Here is a 25,385-nt window from a genome sequence, read left to right on the forward strand (position 1 = left end):
GCCTTAAAAGGCAGGCCGATTCTACGGTAAAAACTTGTTAAAGGTAAGTTAGCCCCTGAAGGTTGAGGGGTGATCTGCGTTAGACAAAGGGCTAACATAGCCACCTGTTTCGTTCTGTAGTGCTCTATTGCGCCATGTCCAATCAAACCATCAAGACCCCCTGCATAGGCCTTTGCTCAACGGTTTACGGCGACCTCGTGTGCCGTGGTTGCAAGCGTTTCCACCATGAAGTGATCAATTGGAACGGTTACGACGAAGAGGCAAAACGTGCGGTGTGGCTGCGCCTGGAGCAGCTTTTGGTGCAGGTGATGACGGGCAAGGTCGAGGTGTTCGACCGCGCCACGCTGCGTGATCAGCTGGTGGCGCGCAAAATCCGCTTTGTGCCCAGCCAGTCCGAATATTGCTGGGCCTACCAGCTGATTGCCCGCGGTGCGCGGGTGATCAATCAGCTGGAGCTCTATGGCATGGTGCTATTGCCGGAGTTTCGCGGCTGGGCCCTGCCCGAATTACGTGATGCCATTGATCGGGAATTTTTCCTGCTGTCTGAAGCGCACTATCAGCGCTATATCGCGCCAGGCTTTCTAAAAGAGGCCTTTGGCGAGTAGGTCGCCAGCCGTTCAGTTCTGGCTCGCCAACTTTTCCAGGTGCTCAATCATCTCATCGGGTTTGAGCACCAGGATGTCGCTTTCCAGCTTGTCGATCACCACCTCGGCGGTATTGCCGATCAGCGCCCCGGAAAAACCGGTGCGGGCCACAGTGCCCATCACCGTCACAACCGCGCCCAGGGCTTTGGCAACCCGTGGAATGATCACGTCTGCCGGGCCTTCCTCTATATGCAGGCGGCTATCGTCGATTTCACATTGTTGCTGGAACACCTTGCATTCGGCCCGGTAGCTCTCCTCCAGCTGGGTGTCCAGCGGGTAGACGGCGTCGACAGCAGCCAGCATCGGGGCAGGGTGGGCGCTGACGACATGCAACTGCGCATGGGCCATGCTGGCGATGCGAAAACCATGGTCGACAATGCTTGAGTGCAAGGCCATATGCTCGGGATCGTTGTTGCCCACGTCTACGGCCGCGAGGATGACGGCGTGTTCCCAGGGCAGCGCGGTCTTGGCCAGCAGTACCGGGCTTGGGCAATAACGCAGCAGCTTCCAGTCTTCGGGGGTCAGCAGCACTTTTTTCAGCGGATTGTCCGGCACGTGCTGTTTGATCACCAGCCCGCAGTTTTGCGCTTGTTGGACCTTGATGATGGTGGCGTGCTGGCTTTCGTGCCAGGCCTGCTCGGTTGTCACGTTGTAGGCTTCGCTTTTGAGGGCGCTCTCAAGCACGCTCAGCAGGGCCGAATGGTCGTGCTTTTTATCGCAGATCAATAGATGCAGGTGCGCCTTGGTGTGGCAGGCGATGTGTTTGGCGCGCTTGAGTGCGAGGCTTTCCATCAAATGGGGCTCGATGACGACCAACAGGCTGTTGATGCTGTGCATGACCGGTGACTCCACAAGTAATAAAGGCGGCGTGTAATCACTATAGTTGCATGGCAGTTGCGCACGTGTTGATGCATATCAAGTTGCGCCGTTGGTGCTGCGCTCCGAGGCCCGTATAATCCCTGGCTCGCCTCAATTCAGTCTTTGTGAGCCTCATGTCAGCGATTCTTCAAAACACTGCCGGTCTGCCGTGCAACCCTCAACGGTCGGGAGCACGCGCGTGATTCTTCCTGAAATCCATGAGTTCCTTGGCTGCCGTACCCCTGACGGCTGGATCGCGGCAGCACTGGCCGATCAGGAGACCTTGCTGATCGATCACAAAAACTGTGAATTCAAGGCAGCCAGCACGGCGTTGAGCCTGATCGCCAAGTACCACTCCCATGTTGACCTGATCAACATGATGTCGCGTCTGGCCCGCGAAGAGCTGGTGCATCACGAGCAAGTCATGCGTTTGATGAAAAAGCGCAAGATCGAGCTGCGCCAGCTGTCGGCCGGGCGCTATGCGTCGGCGCTGCGCAAGGTGGTACGCAATCACGAACCGGTCAAGCTGGTGGACACGCTGGTGGTGGGTGCGTTTATCGAGGCCCGCAGTTGCGAGCGTTTCGAAGCGCTGGTGCCGCATTTGGACGAAGAACTCGGCAAGTTTTACTTCGGTCTGCTCAAAAGCGAGGCCCGGCATTTCCAGGGTTATTTGAAGCTGGCCTATCAGTACGGCGATGCCAAGGATATTGCTCAGGTGATTGAGCGGGTGAGGGCGGCTGAGCAGGAACTGATCGAAAGCCCGGATGTAGAGTTCCGCTTCCACAGCGGCGTACCAGTACTTTCTTGAGACTTCCATAAGTCCCCTGTGGGAGCGGGCTTGCTCGCGATGGCATCGCCTTGGCTTGCCTGACAGAGCGCAGCGTCTGCCTCGCGAGCAAACCCGTTCCCACAAGAATCCCGCCATCATCAAGACAGTCGCTCTCGCAGACACGGATTTGCGTGACCGTTCAACAGCCAGATAGATAGCCACCTAATAATCGGCTTGACATTAGCTGCCTAGACAGTAATATTTTGAAACATTACTGCCTAGGCAGCTTCCTGGTGCCCTGATGAAACACTTCCATCCCGATAATTTCCAAAACTGCACCCTGGGATTGCTCCTGGGGCGTACGGCCATGCTCAAAGATCGCATCATTGACCGCCACATGGAGCCTTACGGCATCACGGCGGCCCAGTTCAAAGTGCTGATTATCATGGCCCAGTTCGACGTTGATACCCCGGCCGAGCTCTGCCGCCATCTGTGCCTGGACAGTGGTTCTATGACCCGCATGCTCGACCGTCTCGAGCAGAAAAGCCTGCTGGCCCGTCAGCGCTCCGAGGCGGATCGACGCCAGATCCGGCTGGTGCTGACCGACGACGGGCAGGCGCTGGCCAGCCTGTTGCCACAGATTGGCGCCGACGCCATGAATCAGCTGGCGGGTGCCATTAGCCCGCAAGAGCTGCAAAGCCTGGAACAGATCCTCAAGAAAATACTGCTGGCAGCGGGTGATCCGATCACTGTCATGCGCTTAGGTGAAAAATGAGCCACAAAACGCTGCGTACAGGCCTGGGCCTGGTATTTACGTCGATGATGCTGGCCGGCTGCGCGAGCTATAGCGGTCTGAATACCGTGGGCGTGAGCCAGGAAGCCAACAACCTCAAAGCTGCCCGATCGCTCGAGGGCATCACGCTTACCCCCGCCGCCTGGCCTGAAAAGGACTGGTGGAAGCGTCTGGGTGACGGGCAACTGGATGGCCTGATTCAGGAAGCGTTGCGCGACAGCCCGGATATGCAAATTGCCAGTGCCCGTGCGCACCAGGCCACTGCTGCGGCCGGTGCCGCCGATGCTGCCCGCATGCCTACCCTGGATGCCGAAGCCGATGTGACACGTTCGCGGTTGTCACGTTCCCAGGATCCGAGCGGCCAGGGTGGTCGCTATGACACGCTGCGTGATGTTGGCCTGACCTTTAATTACACCTTCGATCTGTGGGGCGGTCAGCGTGATGCCTGGGAAGCTGCACTGGGCCAGGCCCGTGCTGCCGAGGTCGATAGCCAGGCCGCGAGCCTGACTCTGGCTGCCGATGTGGCCCGGGGCTACAGCAGCCTGGGGCATGCCTTTATTGTGCGGGACCTGGCCAAGGATGACCTTGAACGCACGGGCAAGTTGCTCGACCTGAGCAAGCGTCGTCTGCAAGCCGGCATCGACAGCCACTATCAATACCAGCAAACCGAAAGCCTTGAGGCCAGTTCCCGGGAGCAACTGATCAATGCTGAAAAACAACTCAAGAGCGCGCGTATCGCGCTGGCGGTGTTGTTAGGCAAGGGGCCTGATCGCGGGGGTGACATTGCCCGTCCCGACATCCTGGCACCAGGTGCTGTGGCTTTGCCGAGCACCTTGCCGGCCGAGTTGCTCGGTCGCCGTCCCGATGTGGTGGCGGCCCGCTGGAGAGTGGAGGCGGCGAGCAAGAATATTGCGGCGGCCAAGACGCGCTTTTATCCCAATCTGAACCTGAGTGCAGCGGCTGGGACTCAGTCGTTGCTGGGCGATGCGCTGTTCGGCTCTGCCAGCCGCTTCCTCAATATTGCCCCGGCCATTTCGTTGCCGATCTTCGATGGCGGGCGTCTGCGTGCAGGTCTGGATGCCGAGGATGCCAATTACGATCTGGCTGTGGCGCAGTACAACAAGGTCCTGGTGGGTGCGCTCGGCGACGTCAGTGACACCCTCTCGCAGCTAGGTGCTGTGGGGCAGCAAATCAATGCCCAGCAGCGGGCAACGGACATCGCCCAGGAATCGTTCAACACCGTATTGCAGCGCTACGGCTCGGGCGTCGGCAACTACCTGGACGTGCTCAGTATTGAGCAGCAATTGCTTCAGGCCCAGCGTCAGCTGGCGGACCTGAATGCCGAGCAGATCGATCTTTCGATTCAACTGATGCAAGCCCTGGGCGGTGGCTTTGAGCCCGGTAGCACGGCTGCGGCCGTTCCCACTGAAGTCCTCGCTGGCAGAATAATTTAGGTACTCGTCATGTCCACTGCACAAACACCGAATGAAGCGCAACAAGCCCAGGACGCTGGCAGCCAGCGTAAACGCAAGCTCTGGCTGAGCGGCCTGGCCATTCTGGTCATCCTGATGGGGCTGGGCGTCTGGGCCTGGCATGAGTTGTATGGCCGCTGGAGCGAAAGCACCGACGATGCCTACGTCAATGGCAACGTGGTTGAAATCACGCCGCTGGTTACCGGTACGGTGGTCAGCATCGGTGCCGATGATGGCGATCTGGTGCATGAAGGCCAGGTACTGCTGAATTTCGACCCGAGCGATGCGCTGGTTGGCTTGCAAAGCGCCGAGGCCAATCTGGCCCGTACCGTGCGTCAGGTTCGTGGTTTGTTCAGCGACGTGAACGGTATGAAGGCCCAGGTGGCGGCGCAGAAAGTCGAAGTGCAAAAAAACCAGGACAACTACAACCGTCGTAAGAGTCTGGCGGCGGGCGGGGCTATTTCCCAGGAAGAGTTGGCCCATGCACGGGATGATCTGGCCTCGGCGCAAAGTGCCTTGCGCAATGCCGAGCAAAAGCTCGATACCACCCGGGCGCTGGTGGATAACACCAATGTCGCCAACCACCCGGATGTGATGGCCGCTGCCGCGCAGTTGCGCCAGGCGTACCTGGCCAATGCCCGCTCCACGTTGATTGCACCGGTCACCGGTTATGTGGCCAAGCGCACTGTGCAACTGGGCCAGCGGGTTCAGCCGGGCACGGCCTTGATGGCTGTGATCCCGCTCAATCAGTTGTGGATTGATGCCAACTTCAAGGAAACCCAGCTGCACAAGATGCGCATCGGTCAGCCGGTGGACATCGAGTCGGATATCTACGGCAACAGCGTGAAATACAGCGGCACCATCGACAGCATTGGCGCCGGTACCGGCAGCGCGTTCGCCCTGTTGCCTGCGCAGAATGCGACGGGTAACTGGATCAAGATCGTGCAGCGGGTGCCGGTGCGCATTCATATCAACGCCGACGAGCTGGCTCAGCACCCGTTGCGTGTGGGTCTGTCGACGACCGTGGATGTGAACCTGCGTGACCAAAGTGGTCCGGTACTGGCCCAGCAGCCGCCGCAGCAGGCGTCGTTCACCACCCATGTGTACGCGCAGCAATTGGCGGATGCCGAAGCCATGATCACGCGTTTGATTGACAGCAACAGCGCTGTGCCAGGCAATATCGCCGCCCAACGCTGATTCGCCAATCCATAAGCCCCGCTGCACAGGCGGGGCTGCATACCCGGTTTTAAAGGATTTGCGATGAGTACAAACGCGTCTTTTACCCCTCCCAGCCTGGTAATGGCCACTATTGGCCTGTCGCTGGCGACTTTCATGCAGGTGCTCGACACCACCATCGCCAACGTCGCCTTGCCCACCATCTCTGGGAACCTTGGGGTGAGTTCGGAGCAGGGCACGTGGGTTATCACCTCATTTGCTGTGAGTAACGCGATTGCCTTGCCTTTGACTGGCTGGTTGAGCCGGCGCTTTGGTGAAGTGAAGCTGTTTTTGTGGGCCACGGTTCTGTTCGTGCTGGCTTCTTTTTTGTGCGGTATTTCGACCTCCATGCCCGAGCTGGTGGGGTTTCGGGTGCTGCAAGGCCTGGTGGCCGGGCCGCTGTATCCCATGACGCAAACTCTGCTGATCGCGGTGTACCCCCCTGCCAAACGGGGGATGGCATTGGCATTGCTGGCGATGGTCACGGTGGTCGCGCCCATTGCGGGCCCCATTCTGGGTGGCTGGATCACGGACAGTTACAGCTGGCCGTGGATCTTCTTTATTAACATCCCGATTGGCATCTTTGCGGTGATGGTGGTTCGCCAGCAACTGAAGGCGCGCCCGGTGGTGATTACCCGTCAGCCGATGGATTACGTGGGGTTGATTACCCTGATTATCGGTGTGGGTGCGTTGCAGATTGTGCTCGACAAGGGCAACGACCTGGACTGGTTCGAGTCCAGCTTCATCTTGCTGGGTACCGCATTGTCCGTCGTGGCGCTGGCAGCCTTTATCATCTGGGAAATGACTGACAAGCATCCGATCGTCAACTTGCGCCTGTTTGCCCACCGCAACTTCCGTATCGGCACCATCGTGCTGGTGCTGGGGTATGCAGGTTTCTTCGGGATCAACCTGATCCTGCCGCAGTGGTTGCAGACGCAGATGGGGTACACCGCCACCTGGGCAGGGCTGGCTGTGGCGCCGATCGGGATCTTGCCGGTCTTGATGTCGCCGTTTGTGGGCAAATACGCAAATAAATTCGATTTGCGCTTGCTGGCCGGGCTGGCCTTTCTGGCGATTGGCCTGAGCTGCTTTATGCGAGCCGACTTCACCAATCAGGTGGATTTCCAGCACGTTGCGCTGGTACAGCTGTTTATGGGGATTGGTGTGGCATTGTTCTTCATGCCGACCTTGACCATTTTGATGTCGGATTTACCGCCGCATCAAATCGCCGATGGTGCGGGGCTGGCGACGTTCTTGCGAACCCTGGGGGGGAGTTTTGCTGCATCCCTGACTACCTGGATCTGGATTCGCCGGGCAGATCAGCATCATGCCTACATGAGTGAAAGCATCAGCGCCTATGATCCGGTAACCCGGCATGCCCTGGAAAGTCTGGGCGGTGCCAGTACGCCAGCCTACGCGCAGATGGACCAGATACTGACCAGTCAGGCTTATATGCTCTCCACCGTGGACTACTTCACGATGATGGGCTGGCTGTTTATGGGCTTGATCTTGCTGGTTTGGCTGGCCAAACCGCCGTTTGCAGCGAAGGCGGGGCCGGCGACCAGCGGGCATTAAAGCTGGAGCCCTGCAAACCCCTTGTTGGAGCGCGCCTGCTCGCGAAAGTATCTGACTGCGCCGATACCTTCGCGAGCAGGCGCGCTCCCACGGTTTTACTGCGAGGCGGGCTGCAAGAAATCAAACGGCTCAAGTCGCATGCCGTGCTCATCCACTTGCAGTACCCAGCCTTGACGGTCCCAGTCACCGAGCACAATGCGCTTGGCGGCGTGTTCGCCGATCTGCAATTGATGAATCGCGGGGCGGTGGGTATGGCCGTGAATCAGGGTCTGTACACCGAAGTGCGCCATGATCCGGGGGACTTCCTCGGGGGTCACGTCGACGATGTCGCTGGCTTTCATGCGGGTCTGGGCGCGGCTTTCGCTGCGCAGCTTGCGCGCCAGTTTATGGCGTGTGCTCAGTGGCAGGTGGCGCAAGATCCATAGCGTGACGGGGTTGCGCAGGTAGCGGCGCAGACGCATATAGGCTTCATCGCGGGTGCACAGGCTGTCGCCGTGCATCAGCAGTACCGGCTCGCCGTAGAAGTCGACGACGCTGGGGTCTTTGATCAGGGTGCAGCCAGCCGCTTTACAAAAGGCCTGGCCAAGCAAAAAGTCGCGGTTGCCGTGCATCAGGAAAATCCGGGTGCCGGTATCGCTCAGTGTTCGCAGCGCTTCACAGATCGAGCGCTGGTAGGGCGTCATCGCATCGTCGCCAATCCAGGCTTCAAAAAAATCGCCCAAAATGTATAGCGCCTGAGCCGAGCGTGCACGCCCGGTCAGGAAATCCAGAAACGCCCGGGTTATGTCCGGGCGCTCCTCTTCCAGATGCAAATCTGAAATCAGCAGTATCACTCAATGATCTCTGCTTTCTCGACGATTACGTCTTCTTTCGGCACGTCTTGATGACCGGCTTTGGAAGTAGTGGCAACGCCTTTGATCTTGTCTACCACGTCCTGGCCTTCAACGACTTTGCCGAATACGGCGTAGCCCCAGCCCTGAGCGGTTTTGCCGCTGTGGTTGAGGAAGCTGTTGTCAGCCACGTTGATGAAGAACTGGGCGGAAGCCGAATGCGGCTCCATGGTGCGAGCCATGGCCACGGTGTACTTCTCGTTTGGCAGGCCGTTGTCAGCTTCGTTCTGGATGCTTGGGCGCTTGTCTTTCTTTTCTTTCATGCCTGGCTCGAAACCGCCGCCCTGGACCATGAAGTTGCCGATTACACGGTGGAAAACAGTGTTTTCGTAGTGGCCGGCTTTTACGTATTCGATGAAGTTGGCAACGGTGATCGGTGCTTTTTCAGCGTTCAGCTCGATCACGATGTCGCCGTGGTTGGTGCTCAGTTTTACTTTGGTCATGGTCGTTATCGCTCTATCAGAGAATTCGTCGGGCCTGGGCGCGGGGTGAACACACCTCAATCCCCCAGGCTGGCTGGGTAGATACAGCCGCGGGCGGAGTTTAGCGTGCCCGCACGGCATTTCGATGGTGTTTTTCCCATATGGGGACTAAAAGCCGGCATTTCAATCGGTTTGATTGAGCACCTGCTCTGTCAGGGACTTGACGGCATCGGCTATGATAGGCGCTTTGATTTAGTCGGCCGACCCAGGCCGCGCACCCTGTTACGTTCAAGGATCCTATGAGCAAGCCCACTGTCGACCCCACTCTGAATCCAAAGGCTGGCCCTGCTGTCCCGGCTAACTTCCTGCGTCCAATCGTTCAGGCGGACCTAGACTCGGGCAAATGCACACAGATCGTGACCCGCTTTCCGCCGGAGCCCAACGGTTACCTGCACATCGGCCACGCCAAATCCATTTGTGTGAACTTTGGGCTCGCTCAGGAGTTCGGCGGCGTAACGCATCTGCGTTTTGACGACACCAACCCGGCCAAAGAAGACCAGGAATACATCGACGCGATCGAAAGCGACGTGAAATGGCTGGGCTTTGAGTGGTCTGGCGAAGTGCGCTATGCCTCGCAGTATTTCGACCAGTTGCACAAATGGGCGATTTACTTGATCAAGGAAGGCAAGGCCTACGTCTGCGACCTGACGCCGGAACAGGCCAAGGAATACCGCGGCAGCCTGACCGAACCAGGCAAGAACAGCCCGTTCCGCGACCGCAGTGTCGAAGAGAACCTGGACCTGTTCGCCCGCATGACGGCCGGTGAGTTCGAGGACGGCAAGTGCGTACTGCGGGCCAAGATCGACATGGCTTCGCCGAACATGAACCTGCGCGACCCGATCATGTACCGCATCCGCCACGCCCATCACCACCAGACCGGTGATAAGTGGTGCATCTACCCGAACTATGACTTCACCCATGGTCAGTCGGATGCGATCGAGGGTATTACCCATTCGATCTGCACCCTGGAATTCGAAAGCCATCGCCCGCTGTATGAATGGTTCCTCGACAGCCTGCCGGTACCGGCGCGCCCGCGTCAGTACGAATTCAGCCGCCTGAACCTGAACTACACCATCACCAGCAAGCGCAAGCTCAAGCAACTGGTCGATGAAAAGCACGTCAATGGCTGGGATGACCCGCGCATGTCGACCCTGTCGGGTTTCCGTCGCCGTGGTTACACGCCCAAGTCGATCCGCAACTTTTGCGACATGGTCGGCACCAATCGTTCTGACGGTGTAGTTGACTTCGGCATGCTGGAATTCAGCATCCGTGACGATCTGGACCACAGCGCACCGCGCGCCATGTGCGTGCTGCGTCCGTTGAAAGTTGTGATCACCAACTACGCCGAAGACAAGGTCGAGAACCTTCAGCTGCCTTGCCACCCGAAAGAAGACATGGGTGTGCGCGTGCTGCCGTTCGCTCGTGAGATCTACATCGATCGTGACGATTTCATGGAAGAGCCGCCAAAAGGTTACAAGCGTCTTGAGCCCGGCGGCGAAGTGCGCCTGCGTGGCAGCTATGTGATTCGTGCTGATGAAGCGATCAAGGATGCTGACGGCAATATCGTTGAGCTGCGTTGCTCGTATGACCCTGAAACCCTGGGCAAAAACCCGGAAGGTCGCAAGGTCAAAGGCGTTGTGCACTGGGTGCCGGCTGCTGCCAGCGTTGAATGCGAAGTGCGTTTGTATGATCGTCTGTTCCGCTCGCCAAACCCTGAAAAGGCTGAGGATGGCGCAGGCTTCCTGGAAAACATCAACCCTGACTCGCTGCAGGTCCTGAGCGGTTGTCGTGCTGAGCCTTCGCTGGGCAATGCACAGCCGGAAGACCGTTTCCAGTTCGAGCGCGAAGGTTACTTCTGCGCGGATATCAAGGACTCGAAGCCCGGTCGTCCGGTATTCAACCGTACCGTGACCCTGCGTGACTCGTGGGGCCAGTGATCAAGTTTTGAAGGAACAAGCCGTGCTTACGATCTACAACACGCTCACCAAGAGCAAAGAAGTTTTCAAGCCGCTGGACGGCAACAATGTGCGGATGTACGTCTGCGGCATGACCGTGTACGACTACTGCCACATTGGCCATGGTCGCAGCATGATTGCTTTTGACCTGGTAACCCGCTGGTTGCGTTTCAGCGGTTACAACCTGACCTATGTGCGCAACATTACCGATATTGAAGACAAGATCATCAATCGTGCCCGCGAGAACGGCGAGCCTTTTGAGGCGCTGACCGAGCGCATGATCGCGGCGATGCATGAAGACGAGGCGCGGCTCAATATCCTCAAGCCGGATATGGAGCCCCGTGCCACGGATCACATCCCCGGCATGCACGCGATGATCCAGACCTTGATCGACAAGGGTTACGCCTATGCTCCGGGCAACGGTGACGTGTATTACCGCGTCGCCAAGTTCATGGGTTACGGCAAGCTGTCGCGCAAGAAAATCGAAGATCTGCGCATCGGTGCGCGTATCGAAGTCGACGAAGCCAAGAACGATCCGCTGGATTTCGTACTGTGGAAAGGCGTCAAGCCTGGCGAGCCGAGCTGGGAATCGCCGTGGGGGCCGGGTCGTCCGGGCTGGCACATCGAGTGCTCGGTGATGTCCACCTGCTGCCTGGGTGAGACTTTTGATATTCATGGCGGCGGCAGCGATCTTGAGTTTCCGCACCATGAAAACGAAATCGCCCAAAGCGAAGCGGCAACCGGTAAAACCTACGCCAATGCCTGGATGCACTGCGGGATGATTCGCATCAATGGCGAGAAGATGTCCAAGTCCTTGAACAACTTCTTCACCATTCGCGACGTTCTGGAGAAGTATCACCCGGAAGTGGTGCGTTACTTGTTGGTATCGAGCCACTATCGCAGCTCGATCAACTACTCCGAAGATAACCTCAAGGACGCGAAAGCGGCTCTGGACCGGTTCTATAACGCCCTTAAAGGTCTGCCGAAAGTGGCTCCTGCCGGTGGCGAGGCGTTCGTTGAGCGCTTTACCCAGGTGATGAACGACGACTTCGGTACGCCGGAAGCCTGTGCGGTGCTGTTCGAGATGGTTCGCGAGATCAACCGTCTGCGTGAAACCGATCTGCAGGCGGCTGCCGGTTTGGCGGCGCGCCTCAAGCAACTGGCTGATGTGCTGGGTGTTTTGCAGCTCGAAGCTGACGACTTCCTGCAGGCAGGTGCTGAAGGCAAGATCGATGCGGCCCAGGTGGATGCCTTGATCCAGGCGCGTTTGGCGGCCCGTGCCGGCAAGGACTGGGCAGAGTCGGATCGCATTCGTGATCAGCTCGCTGCGATGGGTGTTGTGCTTGAAGACAGTAAAGGCGGGACGACCTGGCGCTTGGCTGACTAGGTTGCTCGTTAAGTAAGCAAAAACCCGCCAAGTGCGGGTTTTTGTTTGTTCGGGTTTTATCGGCGCAAATAACAACGGCACCCGAAGGTGCCGTTGTCGTGTGTGCGGGTTGACACTCAGCCGTGCAGGGTTTCTGCAGCGTACAGGGTGTTTTCCAGCAGGCACGCACGTGTCATGGGGCCAACGCCGCCAGGAACCGGGGTTATCCAGCCGGCGCGGGGCAGGGCGGTCTCGTAAACCACGTCGCCAACCAGTTTGCCGTCTGCCTGGCGGTTGATGCCAACGTCGATCACGATGGCGCCTTCCTTGATCCACTCGCCTTTGACCAGGCCCGGCTTGCCGGCGGCCACGACTACCAGGTCGGCGCGGCCAACGTGGCCAGCCAGATCCTTGGTGAAGCGGTGAGTGACGGTCACGGTGCAGCCAGCCAGCAGCAGCTCCATGGCCATTGGGCGGCCAACGATGTTGGATGCGCCGACAATCACTGCGTCCATCCCGTACAGATCCTGGCCGGTGCTTTCCAGCAGGGCCATGATGCCTTTGGGGGTGCAAGGGCGCAGCAGCGGGATGCGCTGGGCCAGACGGCCGACGTTATAAGGATGGAAACCGTCGACATCTTTGTCCGGGCGAATGCGTTCCAGCAGTTTGGAGGCGTCCAGATGAGCCGGCAGAGGCAGTTGCAGCAGGATGCCATCGATGTTCGCGTCGTCATTAAGACGGTCGATCAGGTCGGTCAGCTCTTGCTGGGCAGTGTCTGAGGGCAGGTCATACGCTTGGGAAAGAAAGCCTACCTCTTCGCAGTCTTTACGCTTGTGCGAAACATAAACCTGGGAGGCAGGATCGCTGCCTACCAGAATCACTGCCAGACCAGGGGTGCGCAGGCCTTGCTCGTGACGCTCGGCGACACGTTTGGCAATCTGCTGGCGCAGGCTGGCGGCGATCGCTTTGCCGTCGATTAGTTGTGCAGTCATTACGCGTGATTAACCATCGTAAAGGGTGGAAAAAGGACGTGCATTCTCGCATGCCGTGGCGTGAGGGCAAAGGCGCCTGGTCTGTTTATTCCCCTAACTCCTTTATATTTCTAAACTTTTTATAAAAAAGAGTTGACGACTTTCAGGCTCACCTATAACATTCGTCGCACTTGTCGGGCACAGCCTAGCACTGGTTAAGAAGGTAGAGCGAAGTTGTTGTCCAGCTTGGTGATACTGAAAGCACTTGGTTTGTAGTCGTCAAAGAATACAGGCTAAAAATGCGCCCGTAGCTCAGCTGGATAGAGCATCCGCCTTCTAAGCGGATGGTCGCAGGTTCGAGTCCTGCCGGGTGCGCCATTAGGCAGCTTTGGCACAAGTAAAGAAGCACAGGCAATATGGTGGGCGTAGCTCAGTTGGTAGAGCACGGGATTGTGACTCCCGTTGTCGAGGGTTCGATCCCCTTCGTCCACCCCATATTTAGAAAGCCGCCAGATTAATAATCTGGCGTCTTTGCTTCAAAAGTTTGAAATGCGGATGTGGTGGAATTGGTAGACACACTGGATTTAGGTTCCAGCGCCGCAAGGTGTGAGAGTTCGAGTCTCTCCGTCCGCACCAAATTTGAACAAAGCCGCTTGTAGCGGCTTTTTTCTTTTGTTTTAACTGTCTGTTCCATGTAGTACGGGGCTGGCGGGGTTGTAAACGCGCTATGGTGGGCGTAGCTCAGTTGGTAGAGCACGGGATTGTGACTCCCGTTGTCGAGGGTTCGATCCCCTTCGTCCACCCCATATTTAAAGAAAACGCCAGATTAACCATCTGGCGTTTTTTTGTATCTGCAGTTTGAGGAGCGGGTATCTGGGTACCGCGCAGCGCCTCATTTCCCGCATACTTAGCGTCCTCTGCGATTTGTGTGACAATGCGCGCAGATTGGGATGGCTTGAAAGACTGTCCGATATCGCCAGTCAATCAGCAAGGGTTGTGTGTGTCGGTTTGGTGCCCGGCTTTGCTGGCAGTGCGGTTGTCTGCGAAAAGTGCCTTCGGTGAGGTTTCAGGCTGTGCCTGGTACTCGCTTCTATCTATATAGAAGGCGAAGCAGATGGCTGTTTTTACTTAATTTCTGTCGGCTGTTTCATGCGTGTTTGCGGTAGGGTGACTTCTTGAGTTTGACCCACTAGAATGCATGCCCTTGATTATGGGGTCGGAAACGGCCGGCTAACGTCTGTGCAACGAGGAATATCCATGCAAGTTTCTGTTGAAAATACTTCCGCTCTTGAGCGTCGCATGACCATTGGCGTGCCAGCTGAGCGTATTGAGGCTGAAGTCAACAAGCGTCTGCAACAGACTGCCCAAAAGGCCAAGATCCCGGGCTTCCGTCCAGGCAAGGTGCCAATGAGCGTAATCCGTCAGCGCTACGAAGCTGACGCGCGTCAAGAAGCACTGGGCAATGTGATCCAGGCTTCGTTCTACGAAGCAGTGGTTGAGCAGAAGCTGAACCCGGCTGGCGCACCTTCGGTTGAGCCTAAAGTCTTCGAAAAAGGCAAGGATCTGGAATACGTAGCTACTTTCGAAGTATTCCCTGAATTCGAAGTAACCGGTCTGGACACCATCGCTATCGAGCGCCTGAGCGCCGAAGTTGCTGATGCCGACCTGGACAAAATGCTGGACGTGCTGCGCAAGCAGAACACCCGTTTTGAAGTGACTGATCGTGCAGCTCAGAACGATGATCAACTGAACATTGATTTCGTTGGCAAGGTTGATGGCGAAGTATTCGCTGGCGGTTCCGCCACCGGTACTCAGCTGGTTCTGGGTTCGGGCCGCATGATTCCTGGCTTCGAAGAAGGCCTGGTGGGTGCAAAGGCTGGCGAAGAACGCGTTCTGAAGCTGACTTTCCCTGCTGACTACCAGAACCTGGATCTGGCTGGCAAAGAAGCCGAGTTCACCGTAACGGTCAACACTGTTTCCGAGCCTAAACTGCCAGAATTGAACGAAGAGTTCTTCGCTCAGTTCGGTATCAAGGAAACAGGTCTGGAAGGTTTTCGTGCCGAAGTTCGCAAGAACATGGAGCGTGAGCTGCGTCAGGCCATCAAGTCCAAGGTCAAGAATCAGGTAATGGACGGTCTGTTGGCTGCCAACCCGATCGAAGTGCCGAAGTCCCTGTTGTCCAACGAAGTTGACCGTTTGCGTGTGCAGGCTGTTCAGCAATTCGGTGGCAACATCAAGCCAGACCAACTGCCGGCTGAGCTGTTTGAAGAGCAAGCCCAGCGTCGCGTAGTGCTGGGTTTGATCGTGGCTGAAGTGGTCAAGCAGTTCGACCTCAAGCCTGACGAAGATCGCGTTCGCGAAATGATTCAGGAAATGGCTTCCGCTTACCAGGAGCCAGAGCAGGTTGTAGCTTGGTACTACAAAAATGACACGCAATTGAACGAGGTTCGTTCGGTTGTGCTGGAAGAGCAAGTTGTGGATACTGTTCTGCAGAAGGCTAAGGTGACCGATAAAGCGGTCTCTTACGAAGAAGCTGTCAAGCCGGTGGAAGCTCCACAAGCCGACTGATTTCTGACTCGTTAGAAAACACAACCATAAGCCAGCCTCGAGCTGGCTTATGCGTATCCAGACAAGACTATTTGGGAGTGACTGCCGGACATGTCCCGCAATTCTTATATTCAGCAGAACTCTGATATCCACGCCGCTGGCGGCCTGGTCCCGATGGTTGTCGAGCAGTCCGCCCGTGGCGAGCGCGCTTACGACATCTACTCGCGCCTCCTTAAGGAGCGAATCATCTTCCTGGTAGGCCCTGTAGAAGATTACATGGCCAACCTGGTGGCGGCACAGTTGCTGTTCCTTGAAGCCGAGAACCCGGACAAGGACATCCACCTGTACATCAACTCCCCGGGTGGTTCGGTGACTGCAGGCATGTCGATCTACGACACCATGCAATTCATCAAGCCAGACGTGTCGACCATCTGCATCGGCCAGGCCTGCAGCATGGGCGCCTTCCTGTTGGCCGGTGGCGCACCGGGCAAGCGTCACTGCCTGCCGAACTCGCGCATGATGATTCACCAGCCACTGGGTGGTTTCCAGGGGCAGGCGTCGGATATCGACATTCATGCCAAGGAAATCCTCAACATTCGTCATCGTTTGAACTCGCTGCTGGCTCACCATACTGGCCAGACTCTCGAAACCATCGAGCGCGATACCGAGCGTGACAACTTCATGAGCGCCGAGCGTGCAACCGAATATGGTTTGATCGACTCTGTGTTCAGCAAGCGTCAAATGCCCGCTTAAGCAGCTCAAATGGGGGTGGTTGGGCTAACCGACCACCTGCGGGCTTGAAAAAGCCCGCAGTTGCCTTCATCTTGTGTTGCAAGCCTATCGGATTTGGATCGATCGAATGACTGACACCCGCAACGGCGAGGACAACGGCAAATTGCTCTATTGCTCCTTCTGTGGCAAAAGCCAGCATGAAGTGCGCAAATTGATTGCCGGCCCCTCGGTCTTTATCTGCGACGAATGCGTTGACCTGTGCAATGACATCATCCGTGAGGAGGTGCAGGAAGCTCAGGCCGAAAGCAGCGCGCATAAATTACCTTCGCCAAAAGAAATCAGCGGCATCCTTGATCAATACGTCATTGGTCAGGAACGTGCTAAAAAGGTTTTGGCTGTAGCGGTGTACAACCACTACAAGCGCCTGAACCAGCGTGACAAAAAGAACGACGACGTCGAACTCGGCAAAAGCAACATCCTGCTGATCGGCCCGACCGGCTCGGGTAAAACCCTGCTGGCAGAAACCTTGGCTCGTCTGCTGAATGTGCCGTTCACCATCGCTGACGCTACCACGCTGACCGAAGCCGGTTACGTGGGCGAAGATGTTGAAAATATCATTCAGAAGCTGCTGCAGAAATGCGATTACGATGTAGAAAAAGCCCAGATGGGTATTGTTTACATCGATGAAATCGACAAGATTTCGCGCAAGTCTGACAACCCTTCGATTACCCGTGATGTTTCCGGTGAAGGCGTGCAACAGGCCCTGCTCAAGCTGATTGAAGGCACCGTGGCTTCCGTACCGCCTCAAGGTGGTCGCAAGCACCCGCAGCAAGAATTCCTGCAAGTTGATACTCGCAATATTCTGTTTATCTGTGGTGGTGCGTTCTCGGGTCTGGAGAAGGTTGTACAGGCTCGCTCGACGCGTGGCGGCATCGGCTTCAGTGCCGAAGTACGCAGCAAGGAAGAGGGCAAGAAGGTTGGCGAATCCCTGCGTGAAGTCGAGCCTGATGATTTGGTCAAGTTTGGCCTGATCCCGGAGTTCGTGGGCCGTTTGCCTGTTCTGGCAACGCTGGATGAGCTGGACGAAGCTGCATTGATGCAGATTCTGACCGAGCCAAAGAACGCGTTGACCAAGCAGTATGGCAAGTTGTTCGAGATGGAAGGTGTTGATCTCGAGTTCCGTGCTGATGCTTTGAAAGCCATCGCCAAGCGTGCGCTTGAGCGCAAGACTGGCGCCCGTGGCTTGCGTTCGATTCTTGAAGGCGTGCTACTCGACACCATGTATGAAATCCCCTCGCAGTCCGAGGTGAGTAAAGTGGTGATCGACGAAAGCGTTATAGAAGGGAAGTCCAAGCCGTTGTTGATTTATGAAAACAACGAAGCGACTGCCAAGGTAGCACCTGACGCGTAAATGTAGTGCTGGGCACTGCACTTGACGTGTTAAAGAAGGGGCCTTCGGGCCCCTTTGCTTTTCCTGTCGTTCAATGCTTGTTTTTTTTCAAGGCAGCCCCCATCTTGGCTTCAAGCTTACTTCCATCTGATTACGGCCTTATGGCCGCCGTAGAGGCGAAATCATGAAGACAACCATCGAATTGCCTCTCCTGCCATTGCGTGATGTTGTGGTTTATCCGCACATGGTGATCCCACTGTTCGTGGGACGCGAGAAATCGATCGAGGCCCTTGAGGCTGCGATGACGGGCGACAAGCAGATTCTGCTGTTGGCTCAAAAAAATCCTGCAGACGATGATCCGAGTGAAGACGCACTCTATCGTGTAGGTACCATTGCTACTGTCCTGCAGCTGCTCAAGCTCCCGGATGGCACTGTCAAGGTGCTGGTCGAAGGTGAACAGCGCGGTGCAGTTGAGCATTTTGGTCAGGCAGATGGCTATCTGAGTGCTGAAGTCTCCCTGATTGATGAAGTGGCTGCCCCGGATCGCGAATCCGAGGTCTTTGTTCGCAGCCTGCTTTCGCAGTTCGAGCAATATGTGCAGCTGGGCAAAAAAGTCCCGGCTGAGGTTCTGTCATCGCTTAACAGCATTGATGAGCCAAGCCGTCTGGTCGATACCATGGCTGCCCATATGGCACTCAAGATCGAGCAGAAGCAGGAAATTCTCGAAATCATCGATTTGCAGTCCCGGGTCGAACACGTCCTGGCGCTGCTGGATGCCGAAATTGATCTGCTGCAAGTTGAAAAGCGTATTCGCGGCCGTGTCAAAAAGCAGATGGAGCGCAGCCAGCGCGAGTACTATCTGAATGAGCAGATGAAGGCCATTCAGAAAGAACTGGGTGACGGTGACGAAGGTCACAATGAAATCGAAGAGCTGAAAAAGCGCATCGACGCTGCAGGCTTGCCTAAAGATGCAATGGCCAAGGCCCAGGCCGAGCTGAACAAGCTCAAGCAAATGTCGCCAATGTCCGCAGAAGCCACTGTCGTGCGCTCTTACATCGACTGGCTGGTTCAGGTGCCGTGGAAGGCTCAGAGCAAGGTGCGTCTGGACCTCAAGCGTGCAGAGGACATCCTGGACGCAGATCACTATGGCCTGGATGAAGTCAAAGAGCGGATTCTCGAATATCTCGCAGTGCAAAAACGCGTGAAGAAAATTCGTGGTCCGGTGCTGTGTCTGGTCGGCCCGCCGGGTGTGGGTAAAACTTCGCTTGCAGAGTCCATTGCTCACGCGACAAACCGTAAGTTTGTGCGTATGGCTTTGGGTGGCGTACGTGACGAAGCGGAAATTCGTGGCCATCGCCGTACTTATATCGGTTCGATGCCAGGTAGATTGATTCAAAAGATGACCAAGGTTGGGGTGCGTAACCCGCTGTTCTTGCTCGATGAGATCGACAAGATGGGCAGCGATATGCGCGGCGATCCTGCTTCGGCATTGCTTGAAGTGCTTGATCCTGAGCAAAACCACAATTTTAACGACCATTACCTCGAGGTTGATTACGATCTGTCCGACGTAATGTTCCTGTGTACCTCCAACTCGATGAATATCCCGCCAGCCTTGCTGGACCGGATGGAAGTCATTCGTCTGCCGGGCTACACCGAAGACGAAAAAATCAATATCGCTGTCAAATACCTGGCCCCGAAACAGATTGAAGCAAATGGCTTGAAGAAGGGCGAGCTGGCGTTTGATAACGAAGCAATCCGCGACATCATTCGTTACTACACGCGTGAAGCCGGTGTGCGGGGCCTTGAGCGTCAAATTGCTAAGATTTGCCGCAAGGCCGTCAAAGAGCATGCGATGGAAAAACGCTTTGCAGTTACCGTGACGCCAGAGCTGCTTGAACACTTCCTCGGTGTAAGAAAATTCAGCTACGGTTTGGCTGAAGTGCAGGACCAGATCGGGCAGGTGACAGGTTTGGCCTGGACTCAGGTCGGTGGTGAGCTGCTGACCATTGAAGCGGCAGTTGTTCCTGGCAAGGGCCAGTTGATCAAGACCGGTTCGCTGGGTGATGTGATGGTCGAGTCGATAACTGCTGCTCTGACGGTCGTTCGCAGCCGCGCCAAGAGCCTGGGTATCCCTTTGGATTTCCACGAAAAACGTGATGTTCACATCCATATGCCAGAAGGGGCGACGCCCAAAGATGGTCCTAGTGCGGGTGTAGGGATGTGTACTGCTCTGGTTTCCGCCTTGACGTTGATTCCAGTGCGTGCAGATGTTGCAATGACCGGCGAAATTACCTTGCGTGGCCAAGTATTGGCGATTGGTGGTCTGAAGGAAAAACTACTGGCGGCTCACCGAGGTGGGATCAAAACTGTAATTATTCCTGAAGAGAATGTTCGCGATCTGAAGGAAATTCCTGACAACATCAAACAGGATCTTCAGATTAAACCGGTTAAATGGATTGACGAGGTCCTGCAAATTGCGCTGCAATACGCGCCGGAGCCCTTGCCGGATGTGGCTCCCGAGATTGTTGCGAAGGACGACAAGCGAGAGTCTGACTCTAAGGAAAGAATTAGCACGCATTAATACGGATTCGCCTGATGGGCTTTCTTGACGCTTTTTAGAGCCCTTGTTATAAAGCGGCTCTATAAGTGTCCGTAAGTGCTTCAGCAGTCGTTTTGCTTTTACCAAAAAACTTTAGAAACATACTCAGATAGATATAAGGGGACTTAGAGTGAACAAGTCGGAACTGATTGATGCTATCGCTGCATCTGCTGATATCCCGAAAGCTGCAGCTGGCCGTGCGCTGGACGCAGTAATCGAATCCGTCACTGGCGCTCTTAAGGCTGGCGACTCTGTGGTACTGGTTGGTTTTGGTACTTTCTCTGTAACCGATCGTCCTGCTCGCACTGGTCGTAACCCACAGACCGGTAAAACGCTGGAAATTCCTGCTGCTAAAAAACCAGGCTTCAAGGCCGGTAAAGCACTGAAAGAAGCGGTTAACTAAGTTTCTGCAACACTTTTTACCCAACCGGGTCAGGCGCACGCCAGGCTTGGCAGCGGAGCGGTAGTGCTGGCGATGGTTACATCGTCGTGTCACGCCGGGGGTCGCGGGTTCGAGCCCGGTCCGCTCCGCCAGTTACGAGAAGGCGCATCCTCGGATGCGCCTTTCTTCTATCCGGACTCTACCCACGCTCCACGGTTGCTCATTATGCAAGACCGTTTCTGGGGGAAGCATGCTGCAAAATATCAGGGACAATTCACAAGGCTGGATTGCCAAGACCATCATCGGTGTCATCGTCGCGTTAATGGCGTTGACGGGTTTCGATGCTATTTTTCAAGCCACCTCTACCAGCCAGGATGCCGCCAAGGTCAATGGTGAAGAAATCACTCAAGTTGAACTGAGTCAGGCAGTCGACATGCAACGTCGCCAGCTGCTGCAGCAACTGGGCAAGGATTTCGACGCTTCCTTGCTGGATGAAAAAATGCTGCGTGAAGCGGCCCTCAAAGGGTTGATCGATCGCAAGCTGTTGCTGCAAGGCGCCAAAGACGCGAAGTTTTCGTTCTCTGAAGCTGCCCTGGATCAAGTCATTCTGCAGACTCCCGAGTTTCAGGAAGATGGCAAATTCAGCCCTGAGCGTTTCGATCAGGTAATTCGTCAGCTGGGTTACGGCCGTCTGCAGTTCCGCGACATGCTGGGCCAGGAAATGCTGATTGGTCAGTTGCGTGCCGGTTTGGCAGGCAGTGGTTTCGTGACCGATGAGCAAGTGAACGCTTTTGCCCGTCTTGAAAAACAAACCCGTGATTTCGCTTCTCTGAACATCAAGGCCGATCCGGCTGCGGTGAAACTGAGCGACGACGAAATCAAGGCTTATTACGACGAGCATGCCAAAGAATTCATGACGCCTGATCAGGTCGTGATCGACTACATCGAGTTGAAGAAATCTTCTTTCTTTGACCAGGTAGCCGTGAAGGACGATGAACTGCAAGCGTTGTATCAGAAAGAAATCGCTAATCTGGCTGAACAGCGCCGGGCGGCGCATATCCTGATTGAGGTCAACGACAAGGTTAGCGACGAGCAGGCCAAGGCCAAGGTCGCCGAGATCCAGCAGCGTCTGGCCAAGGGTGAAAGCTTCGAGGCTCTGGCCAAGGAGTTCTCGCAGGATCCGGGCTCGGCTGCCAATGGTGGTGATCTGGGCTTTGCAGGCCCGGGCGTTTACGACCCTGTATTCGAAACGGCTGTTTATGCGTTGAAACAGGATCAGGTTTCGGAGCCGGTGCGCACCAGCTTTGGTTATCACCTGATCAAGCTGTTGGGCGTTGAAGCACCTGAAGTTCCGAGCTTTGCCAGCCTGAAAGACAAGCTGACCCATGACCTGAAAACCCAACAGGTTGAGCGCCGCTTTGTGGATGCGACCAAGGAATTGGAAGACTCTGCGTTTGAAGCGTCCGATCTGGTGCAGCCTGCTCAAGACTTGAAGCTGACTGTGCACACCTCCGCGCCATTTGGACGTGAGGGTGGTGAGGGTATTGCGGCCAATCGCGCTGTGATCCAGGCGGCATTCAGCACTGAAGTAATGGATGAGGGTGCGAACAGCACGGCAATCGAGCTCGATCCTGAGACCGTAGTTGTGTTGCGCGTCAAGGAGCACCTCAAGCCTGAGCAGTTGCCTCTGCAAGCTGTTGCCGCGAGCATTCGTGCGCAATTGGTTAAAGAGCACGCCAGCGCTGCGGCTAAAACCAAGGCTGAAGATATCATCAAGGAACTGCGCGATGGCAAACTGCCGTTGAACCAGCCAGTTGATGGTCAGTCCTGGAAGGTTCAGGAAGCGGTCGCCCGTACCCAGGAAGGTATTGATCCTGCGGTGCTGCAAGCGGTGTTCCGTATGCCCAAGCCTGCGTCCAAGGACAAGCCTACCTTCGGTAGCGTGACCTTGGCCGATGGTACTGTGGTTGTGTTGCGCCTTAACGGTGTCAACGATGGTGCCAAGCCGACTGAGGAAGAGAAGGCGTCGTACCGTCGCTTCCTGGCTTCGCGTGTTGGCCAGCAAGACTTCACGGCCTACCGCAAGCAGTTGGAAAGCGAAGCCAAGGTGGAGCGCTACTAAGCGTTCTTGCCGCTTCACTAAAAATGGCCGCTCATTGAGCGGCCATTTTTTATGGGCGGGCTTTGCTGTCGGCGATGGCGTCGCCGCGACCCACCTGAATCGCGGCAACCCGACTCATGTGCAGTCAATCCTTAAACGCAAAACGCCCGATGCAATCAATGCACCGGGCGTTTTGAGTAGCGCTTGAAGCGAAGTGTTTACTCTTCGAGGCTGCCCATTGCGGTGGTGTTGAAGCCGCCGTCTACGTACATGATTTCGCCGCTGATGCCCGACGCCAGGTCGGAGCACAGGAAGGCGCCGGCATTGCCGACTTCGTCGATGGTGACGTTACGACGCAGTGGAGTCTGCGCTTCATTGGCCGCCAGCATTTTACGGAAGTTCTTGATACCCGACGCTGCCAGGGTACGGATCGGGCCGGCGGATACGCAGTTAACGCGTGTGCCTTCCGGGCCCAGGCTACCTGCCAGGTAACGTACGCCCGCTTCCAGGCTGGCCTTGGCCATACCCATCACGTTGTAGTTAGGCATGGTGCGCTCGGCGCCCAGGTAAGACAGGGTCAGCAGGCTGCCATTGCGGCCTTTCATCATCGGGCGACCGGCTTTGGCCAGGGCCACAAAGCTGTAGGCGCTGATGTCGTGAGCAATGCGGAAGCCTTCGCGGGTGGTAGCGTCGGTGAAGTCGCCATCCAGTTGGTCGCCAGGAGCGAAACCTACGGAATGAACGATGCAGTCCAGACCGTCCCACTTCTTGCTCAGGTCTTCGAAGACCTTGGCGATTTCTTCATCGCTGGCAACGTCGCAAGGGAAGCACAGTTCAGGGCTGGAGCCCCAACCTGCAGCGAACTCTTCAACGCGGCCTTTAAGCTTTTCGTTCTGATAAGTGAAAGCAAGTTCAGCGCCTTCACGGTGCATGGCGGCAGCAATGCCAGAAGCGATGGACAATTTGCTAGCGACACCGACGATCAGGACGCGCTTACCGGCGAGAAAACCCATGTGTTGTTCCTCTATCAGATTAATCGACAGCCACTGGTGCCAAAAAGGCGGCTTCCAGCAGCTGCTGTGTATATGGATGTTGCGGTGAGGCAAAGATACTTTGCGCATCACCCTGTTCGACCACTTGGCCATGCTTGACCACCATCAGCTGGTGGCTAAGCGCTTTGACGACAGCCAGGTCATGGCTGATAAACAAATACGTCAGGTTGTACTTGGCTTGCAGTGAGCGCAGCAGCTCAACTACCTGGCGTTGTACAGTCCGGTCCAACGCTGACGTTGGCTCGTCCAGCAGAATCAGCGCCGGTTTTAAAACAAGTGCCCGGGCAATGGCGATTCTTTGCCGTTGTCCGCCTGAAAACTCGTGAGGGTAACGGTGCCGGGTTTCCGGATCCAGACCTACTTCTCGCAAAGCTTCAATAATTGCGATTTCCTGCTCTGCGGCGGTGCCCATACGGTGAATGCGCAAACCTTCACCGACAATCTCGCTGACGCTCATGCGTGGGCTGAGACTGCCATACGGGTCCTGGAACACCACCTGCATTTGCCGTCGCAGCGGCCTGACTTCTTGCTGCGACAGACAGTCTAGTCGTTTGTCTTCAAAACGGATTAAACCCCGGCTGGCAATCAGACGCAAAATTGCCAGGCCCAGTGTCGACTTGCCCGATCCGCTTTCTCCCACAATTCCCAGGGTTTGTCCCTGTGGCAGGCTGAAGTTGATTCCGTCGACCGCTTTCACGTAGTCGACGGTCTTGCGCAACAGCCCCTTTTTGATCGGGAACCAGACTTTCAGGTCCTCGACTTCCAGCAATGGCGCTCCGGCGACGGTGCTGGCCGGGCCTCCGCTGGGCTCTGCACGGAGCAGTTCCCGGGTGTATGGATGCTGCGGCGAACGGAACAGCTGCTCGCACGATGCTTGTTCGACGATGCAACCGCGTTGCATGACACATACTCGGTGAGCAATTCTTCGAACCAGGTTCAAATCGTGACTGATCAGTAACAGCGACATGCCCAGGCGGGCTTGCAGATCCTTGAGCAGGTCAAGAATCTTCAACTGCACCGTGACGTCCAGGGCGGTGGTGGGTTCGTCGGCGATCAGCAGCTCAGGTTCGTTCGCCAGGGCCATGGCGATCATGACGCGCTGTCTCTGGCCGCCTGAGAGCTCGTGTGGCAGCGCCTTCAGGCGCTTGTGAGGCTCGGTGATGCCTACCAGCTCAAGAAGCTCCAGTGTGCGCTGTGTGGCGGCCTTGCCTGTGATCCCTTTGTGAATGCCCAGCACCTCATTGATTTGTTTTTCAATGTTATGCAGCGGGTTCAGCGAGGTCATGGGCTCCTGAAAAATCATCGCAATGCGGTTGCCACGTATATGCCGCAGTTTTTTCTCGTCCAGGCTCAGCAAGTCTTGCCCGGAATACTCGATGCTGCCGCTTGGGTGGCGTGCGATCGGGTAGGGCAGCAGCCGCAGGATCGAGTGTGCAGTGACCGACTTTCCCGAGCCGCTTTCGCCGACCAGTGCCAGGGTTTCACCGCGCCGGATATCAAAACTGATGCCTTGCACCACACGCTGCGGCTGTTCACCGGCGACGAACTCGACGGAGAGATCGCGCACTTCGATCAGATTGTCCTTCGTCATC

Annotated in this window: 20 protein-coding genes and 4 tRNA genes; 18 read left to right on the forward strand and 6 right to left on the reverse strand. The window is 56.3% G+C overall.

Translation table 11 applies throughout. From position 1 onward, the window contains the following. Positions 1-134 precede the first annotated feature (134 nt). Positions 135-605 carry a DUF1289 domain-containing protein gene (locus tag ACZRMS_RS15885; RefSeq protein ID WP_463996012.1) on the forward strand — a complete coding sequence of 157 codons (471 nt, stop codon included), beginning with the start codon at positions 135-137 and terminating at the stop codon, positions 603-605. A gap of 12 nt (positions 606-617) precedes the next feature. Here the strand turns inward: ACZRMS_RS15885 and ACZRMS_RS15890 are convergent, their stop codons facing one another. Continuing rightward, positions 618-1,481 (reverse strand): universal stress protein, encoded by an 864-nt coding sequence (locus ACZRMS_RS15890; RefSeq protein WP_463996013.1) that lies wholly within the window; start codon positions 1,479-1,481, stop codon positions 618-620. Positions 1,482-1,701: 220 nt separating this feature from the next. Here ACZRMS_RS15890 and ACZRMS_RS15895 point away from each other — a divergent pair, with 220 nt between their 5' ends. From ACZRMS_RS15895 to ACZRMS_RS15915, 5 genes are all read left to right on the forward strand, one after another. Continuing rightward, a complete protein-coding gene (locus ACZRMS_RS15895; RefSeq protein ID WP_463996014.1) occupies positions 1,702-2,310 on the forward strand; it encodes a MiaE family protein in 609 nt (202 codons plus the stop codon). A 262-nt stretch (positions 2,311-2,572) separates the two neighbouring features. After that, positions 2,573-3,046: a MarR family winged helix-turn-helix transcriptional regulator gene (locus tag ACZRMS_RS15900; RefSeq protein WP_463996015.1), complete on the forward strand. Its 474-nt coding sequence runs from the start codon at positions 2,573-2,575 to the stop codon at positions 3,044-3,046. Then, positions 3,043-4,518 carry an efflux transporter outer membrane subunit gene (locus tag ACZRMS_RS15905; protein WP_463996016.1) on the forward strand — a complete coding sequence of 492 codons (1,476 nt, stop codon included), beginning with the start codon at positions 3,043-3,045 and terminating at the stop codon, positions 4,516-4,518. The genes ACZRMS_RS15900 and ACZRMS_RS15905 overlap by 4 nt, the downstream gene beginning before the upstream one ends. 9 nt (positions 4,519-4,527) lie before the next feature. Further along, positions 4,528-5,733 (forward strand): EmrA/EmrK family multidrug efflux transporter periplasmic adaptor subunit, encoded by a 1,206-nt coding sequence (locus ACZRMS_RS15910; protein WP_463996017.1) that lies wholly within the window; start codon positions 4,528-4,530, stop codon positions 5,731-5,733. A 63-nt stretch (positions 5,734-5,796) separates the two neighbouring features. Continuing rightward, entirely contained in the window at positions 5,797-7,326 is a 1,530-nt protein-coding gene (locus ACZRMS_RS15915; protein ID WP_463996018.1) for a DHA2 family efflux MFS transporter permease subunit, read from the forward strand. 95 nt (positions 7,327-7,421) lie between these two features. On the opposite strand, the gene lpxH is transcribed toward ACZRMS_RS15915, so the two are convergent. Both lpxH and ACZRMS_RS15925 read right to left on the reverse strand, forming a co-directional pair. Continuing rightward, positions 7,422-8,159: a UDP-2,3-diacylglucosamine diphosphatase gene (gene lpxH, locus ACZRMS_RS15920; RefSeq protein WP_463996019.1), complete on the reverse strand. Its 738-nt coding sequence runs from the start codon at positions 8,157-8,159 to the stop codon at positions 7,422-7,424. Beyond that, complete coding sequence (locus ACZRMS_RS15925) at positions 8,156-8,659, reverse strand: peptidylprolyl isomerase (RefSeq protein ID WP_019823171.1); 504 nt, start codon at positions 8,657-8,659, stop codon at positions 8,156-8,158. Before ACZRMS_RS15925 ends, lpxH begins: the two co-directional genes overlap by 4 nt. Positions 8,660-8,937: 278 nt before the next feature. Between ACZRMS_RS15925 and ACZRMS_RS15930 the strand changes: the two genes are divergently transcribed. Further along, positions 8,938-10,635, forward strand: a complete 1,698-nt coding sequence (locus tag ACZRMS_RS15930) for a glutamine--tRNA ligase/YqeY domain fusion protein (RefSeq protein WP_463996020.1) — start codon at positions 8,938-8,940, stop codon at positions 10,633-10,635. 22 nt (positions 10,636-10,657) lie between these two features. Beyond that, the gene (gene cysS, locus ACZRMS_RS15935; protein WP_463996021.1) at positions 10,658-12,040 is read left to right on the forward strand and encodes a cysteine--tRNA ligase; all 1,383 of its coding nucleotides are present in this window, start codon (positions 10,658-10,660) and stop codon (positions 12,038-12,040) included. 116 nt (positions 12,041-12,156) lie between these two features. Here cysS and folD read toward each other — a convergent pair whose 3' ends face one another. After that, positions 12,157-13,011, reverse strand: coding sequence for a bifunctional methylenetetrahydrofolate dehydrogenase/methenyltetrahydrofolate cyclohydrolase FolD (folD, locus tag ACZRMS_RS15940; RefSeq protein ID WP_463996022.1), 855 nt, complete (start codon positions 13,009-13,011; stop codon positions 12,157-12,159). A 280-nt stretch (positions 13,012-13,291) separates the two neighbouring features. On the opposite strand from folD, the gene ACZRMS_RS15945 reads away from it, so the two are divergent. From ACZRMS_RS15945 to ACZRMS_RS15990, 10 genes are all read left to right on the forward strand, one after another. After that, positions 13,292-13,368, forward strand: a tRNA-Arg gene (locus ACZRMS_RS15945). Positions 13,369-13,409: 41 nt separating this feature from the next. Then, a tRNA-His gene (locus tag ACZRMS_RS15950) sits at positions 13,410-13,485 on the forward strand. A gap of 56 nt (positions 13,486-13,541) precedes the next feature. Then, positions 13,542-13,626, forward strand: a tRNA-Leu gene (locus ACZRMS_RS15955). Between the two features lie 94 nt (positions 13,627-13,720). Beyond that, positions 13,721-13,796 (forward strand) — tRNA-His (locus ACZRMS_RS15960). Positions 13,797-14,247: 451 nt separating this feature from the next. After that, positions 14,248-15,558 (forward strand): trigger factor, encoded by a 1,311-nt coding sequence (gene tig / locus ACZRMS_RS15965; protein WP_463996023.1) that lies wholly within the window; start codon positions 14,248-14,250, stop codon positions 15,556-15,558. A 90-nt stretch (positions 15,559-15,648) separates the two neighbouring features. Further along, complete coding sequence (gene clpP, locus ACZRMS_RS15970) at positions 15,649-16,290, forward strand: ATP-dependent Clp endopeptidase proteolytic subunit ClpP (RefSeq protein WP_016782312.1); 642 nt, start codon at positions 15,649-15,651, stop codon at positions 16,288-16,290. A 106-nt stretch (positions 16,291-16,396) separates the two neighbouring features. After that, positions 16,397-17,680, forward strand: coding sequence for an ATP-dependent Clp protease ATP-binding subunit ClpX (gene clpX, locus ACZRMS_RS15975; RefSeq protein ID WP_463996024.1), 1,284 nt, complete (start codon positions 16,397-16,399; stop codon positions 17,678-17,680). A 163-nt stretch (positions 17,681-17,843) separates the two neighbouring features. After that, on the forward strand, positions 17,844-20,240 hold the full coding sequence (gene lon / locus ACZRMS_RS15980; RefSeq protein WP_463996025.1) for an endopeptidase La: 2,397 nt from the start codon (positions 17,844-17,846) through the stop codon (positions 20,238-20,240). Between the two features lie 148 nt (positions 20,241-20,388). Then, positions 20,389-20,661, forward strand: coding sequence for an HU family DNA-binding protein (locus tag ACZRMS_RS15985; protein ID WP_003183171.1), 273 nt, complete (start codon positions 20,389-20,391; stop codon positions 20,659-20,661). 229 nt (positions 20,662-20,890) lie between these two features. Then, positions 20,891-22,762, forward strand: coding sequence for a SurA N-terminal domain-containing protein (locus ACZRMS_RS15990; protein WP_463996026.1), 1,872 nt, complete (start codon positions 20,891-20,893; stop codon positions 22,760-22,762). Between the two features lie 197 nt (positions 22,763-22,959). Here ACZRMS_RS15990 and fabI read toward each other — a convergent pair whose 3' ends face one another. Both fabI and ACZRMS_RS16000 read right to left on the reverse strand, forming a co-directional pair. Next, positions 22,960-23,754, reverse strand: coding sequence for an enoyl-ACP reductase FabI (fabI, locus tag ACZRMS_RS15995; RefSeq protein ID WP_048359630.1), 795 nt, complete (start codon positions 23,752-23,754; stop codon positions 22,960-22,962). Between the two features lie 19 nt (positions 23,755-23,773). After that, on the reverse strand, positions 23,774-25,384 hold the full coding sequence (locus ACZRMS_RS16000) for an ABC transporter ATP-binding protein (protein ID WP_463996027.1): 1,611 nt from the start codon (positions 25,382-25,384) through the stop codon (positions 23,774-23,776). Between the last annotated feature and the right edge of the window lies 1 nt (position 25,385).

Source organism: Pseudomonas sp. B424 (assembly GCF_055408345.1).

Coding starts and splice junctions, on each gene's coding strand:
- tig (WP_463996023.1), top strand. CDS start 14,248: ATGCAAGTTTCTGTTGAAAATACTTCCGCTCTTGAGCGTCGCATGACC.
- ACZRMS_RS15910 (WP_463996017.1), top strand. CDS start 4,528: ATGTCCACTGCACAAACACCGAATGAAGCGCAACAAGCCCAGGACGCT.
- fabI (WP_048359630.1), bottom strand. CDS start 23,754: ATGGGTTTTCTCGCCGGTAAGCGCGTCCTGATCGTCGGTGTCGCTAGC.
- ACZRMS_RS15925 (WP_019823171.1), bottom strand. CDS start 8,659: ATGACCAAAGTAAAACTGAGCACCAACCACGGCGACATCGTGATCGAG.
- lon (WP_463996025.1), top strand. CDS start 17,844: ATGAAGACAACCATCGAATTGCCTCTCCTGCCATTGCGTGATGTTGTG.
- ACZRMS_RS15915 (WP_463996018.1), top strand. CDS start 5,797: ATGAGTACAAACGCGTCTTTTACCCCTCCCAGCCTGGTAATGGCCACT.
- ACZRMS_RS15990 (WP_463996026.1), top strand. CDS start 20,891: ATGCTGCAAAATATCAGGGACAATTCACAAGGCTGGATTGCCAAGACC.
- ACZRMS_RS15930 (WP_463996020.1), top strand. CDS start 8,938: ATGAGCAAGCCCACTGTCGACCCCACTCTGAATCCAAAGGCTGGCCCT.
- ACZRMS_RS15905 (WP_463996016.1), top strand. CDS start 3,043: ATGAGCCACAAAACGCTGCGTACAGGCCTGGGCCTGGTATTTACGTCG.
- ACZRMS_RS15885 (WP_463996012.1), top strand. CDS start 135: ATGTCCAATCAAACCATCAAGACCCCCTGCATAGGCCTTTGCTCAACG.
- ACZRMS_RS15890 (WP_463996013.1), bottom strand. CDS start 1,481: ATGCACAGCATCAACAGCCTGTTGGTCGTCATCGAGCCCCATTTGATG.
- folD (WP_463996022.1), bottom strand. CDS start 13,011: ATGACTGCACAACTAATCGACGGCAAAGCGATCGCCGCCAGCCTGCGC.
- clpX (WP_463996024.1), top strand. CDS start 16,397: ATGACTGACACCCGCAACGGCGAGGACAACGGCAAATTGCTCTATTGC.
- ACZRMS_RS16000 (WP_463996027.1), bottom strand. CDS start 25,384: ATGACGAAGGACAATCTGATCGAAGTGCGCGATCTCTCCGTCGAGTTC.
- clpP (WP_016782312.1), top strand. CDS start 15,649: ATGTCCCGCAATTCTTATATTCAGCAGAACTCTGATATCCACGCCGCT.
- ACZRMS_RS15900 (WP_463996015.1), top strand. CDS start 2,573: ATGAAACACTTCCATCCCGATAATTTCCAAAACTGCACCCTGGGATTG.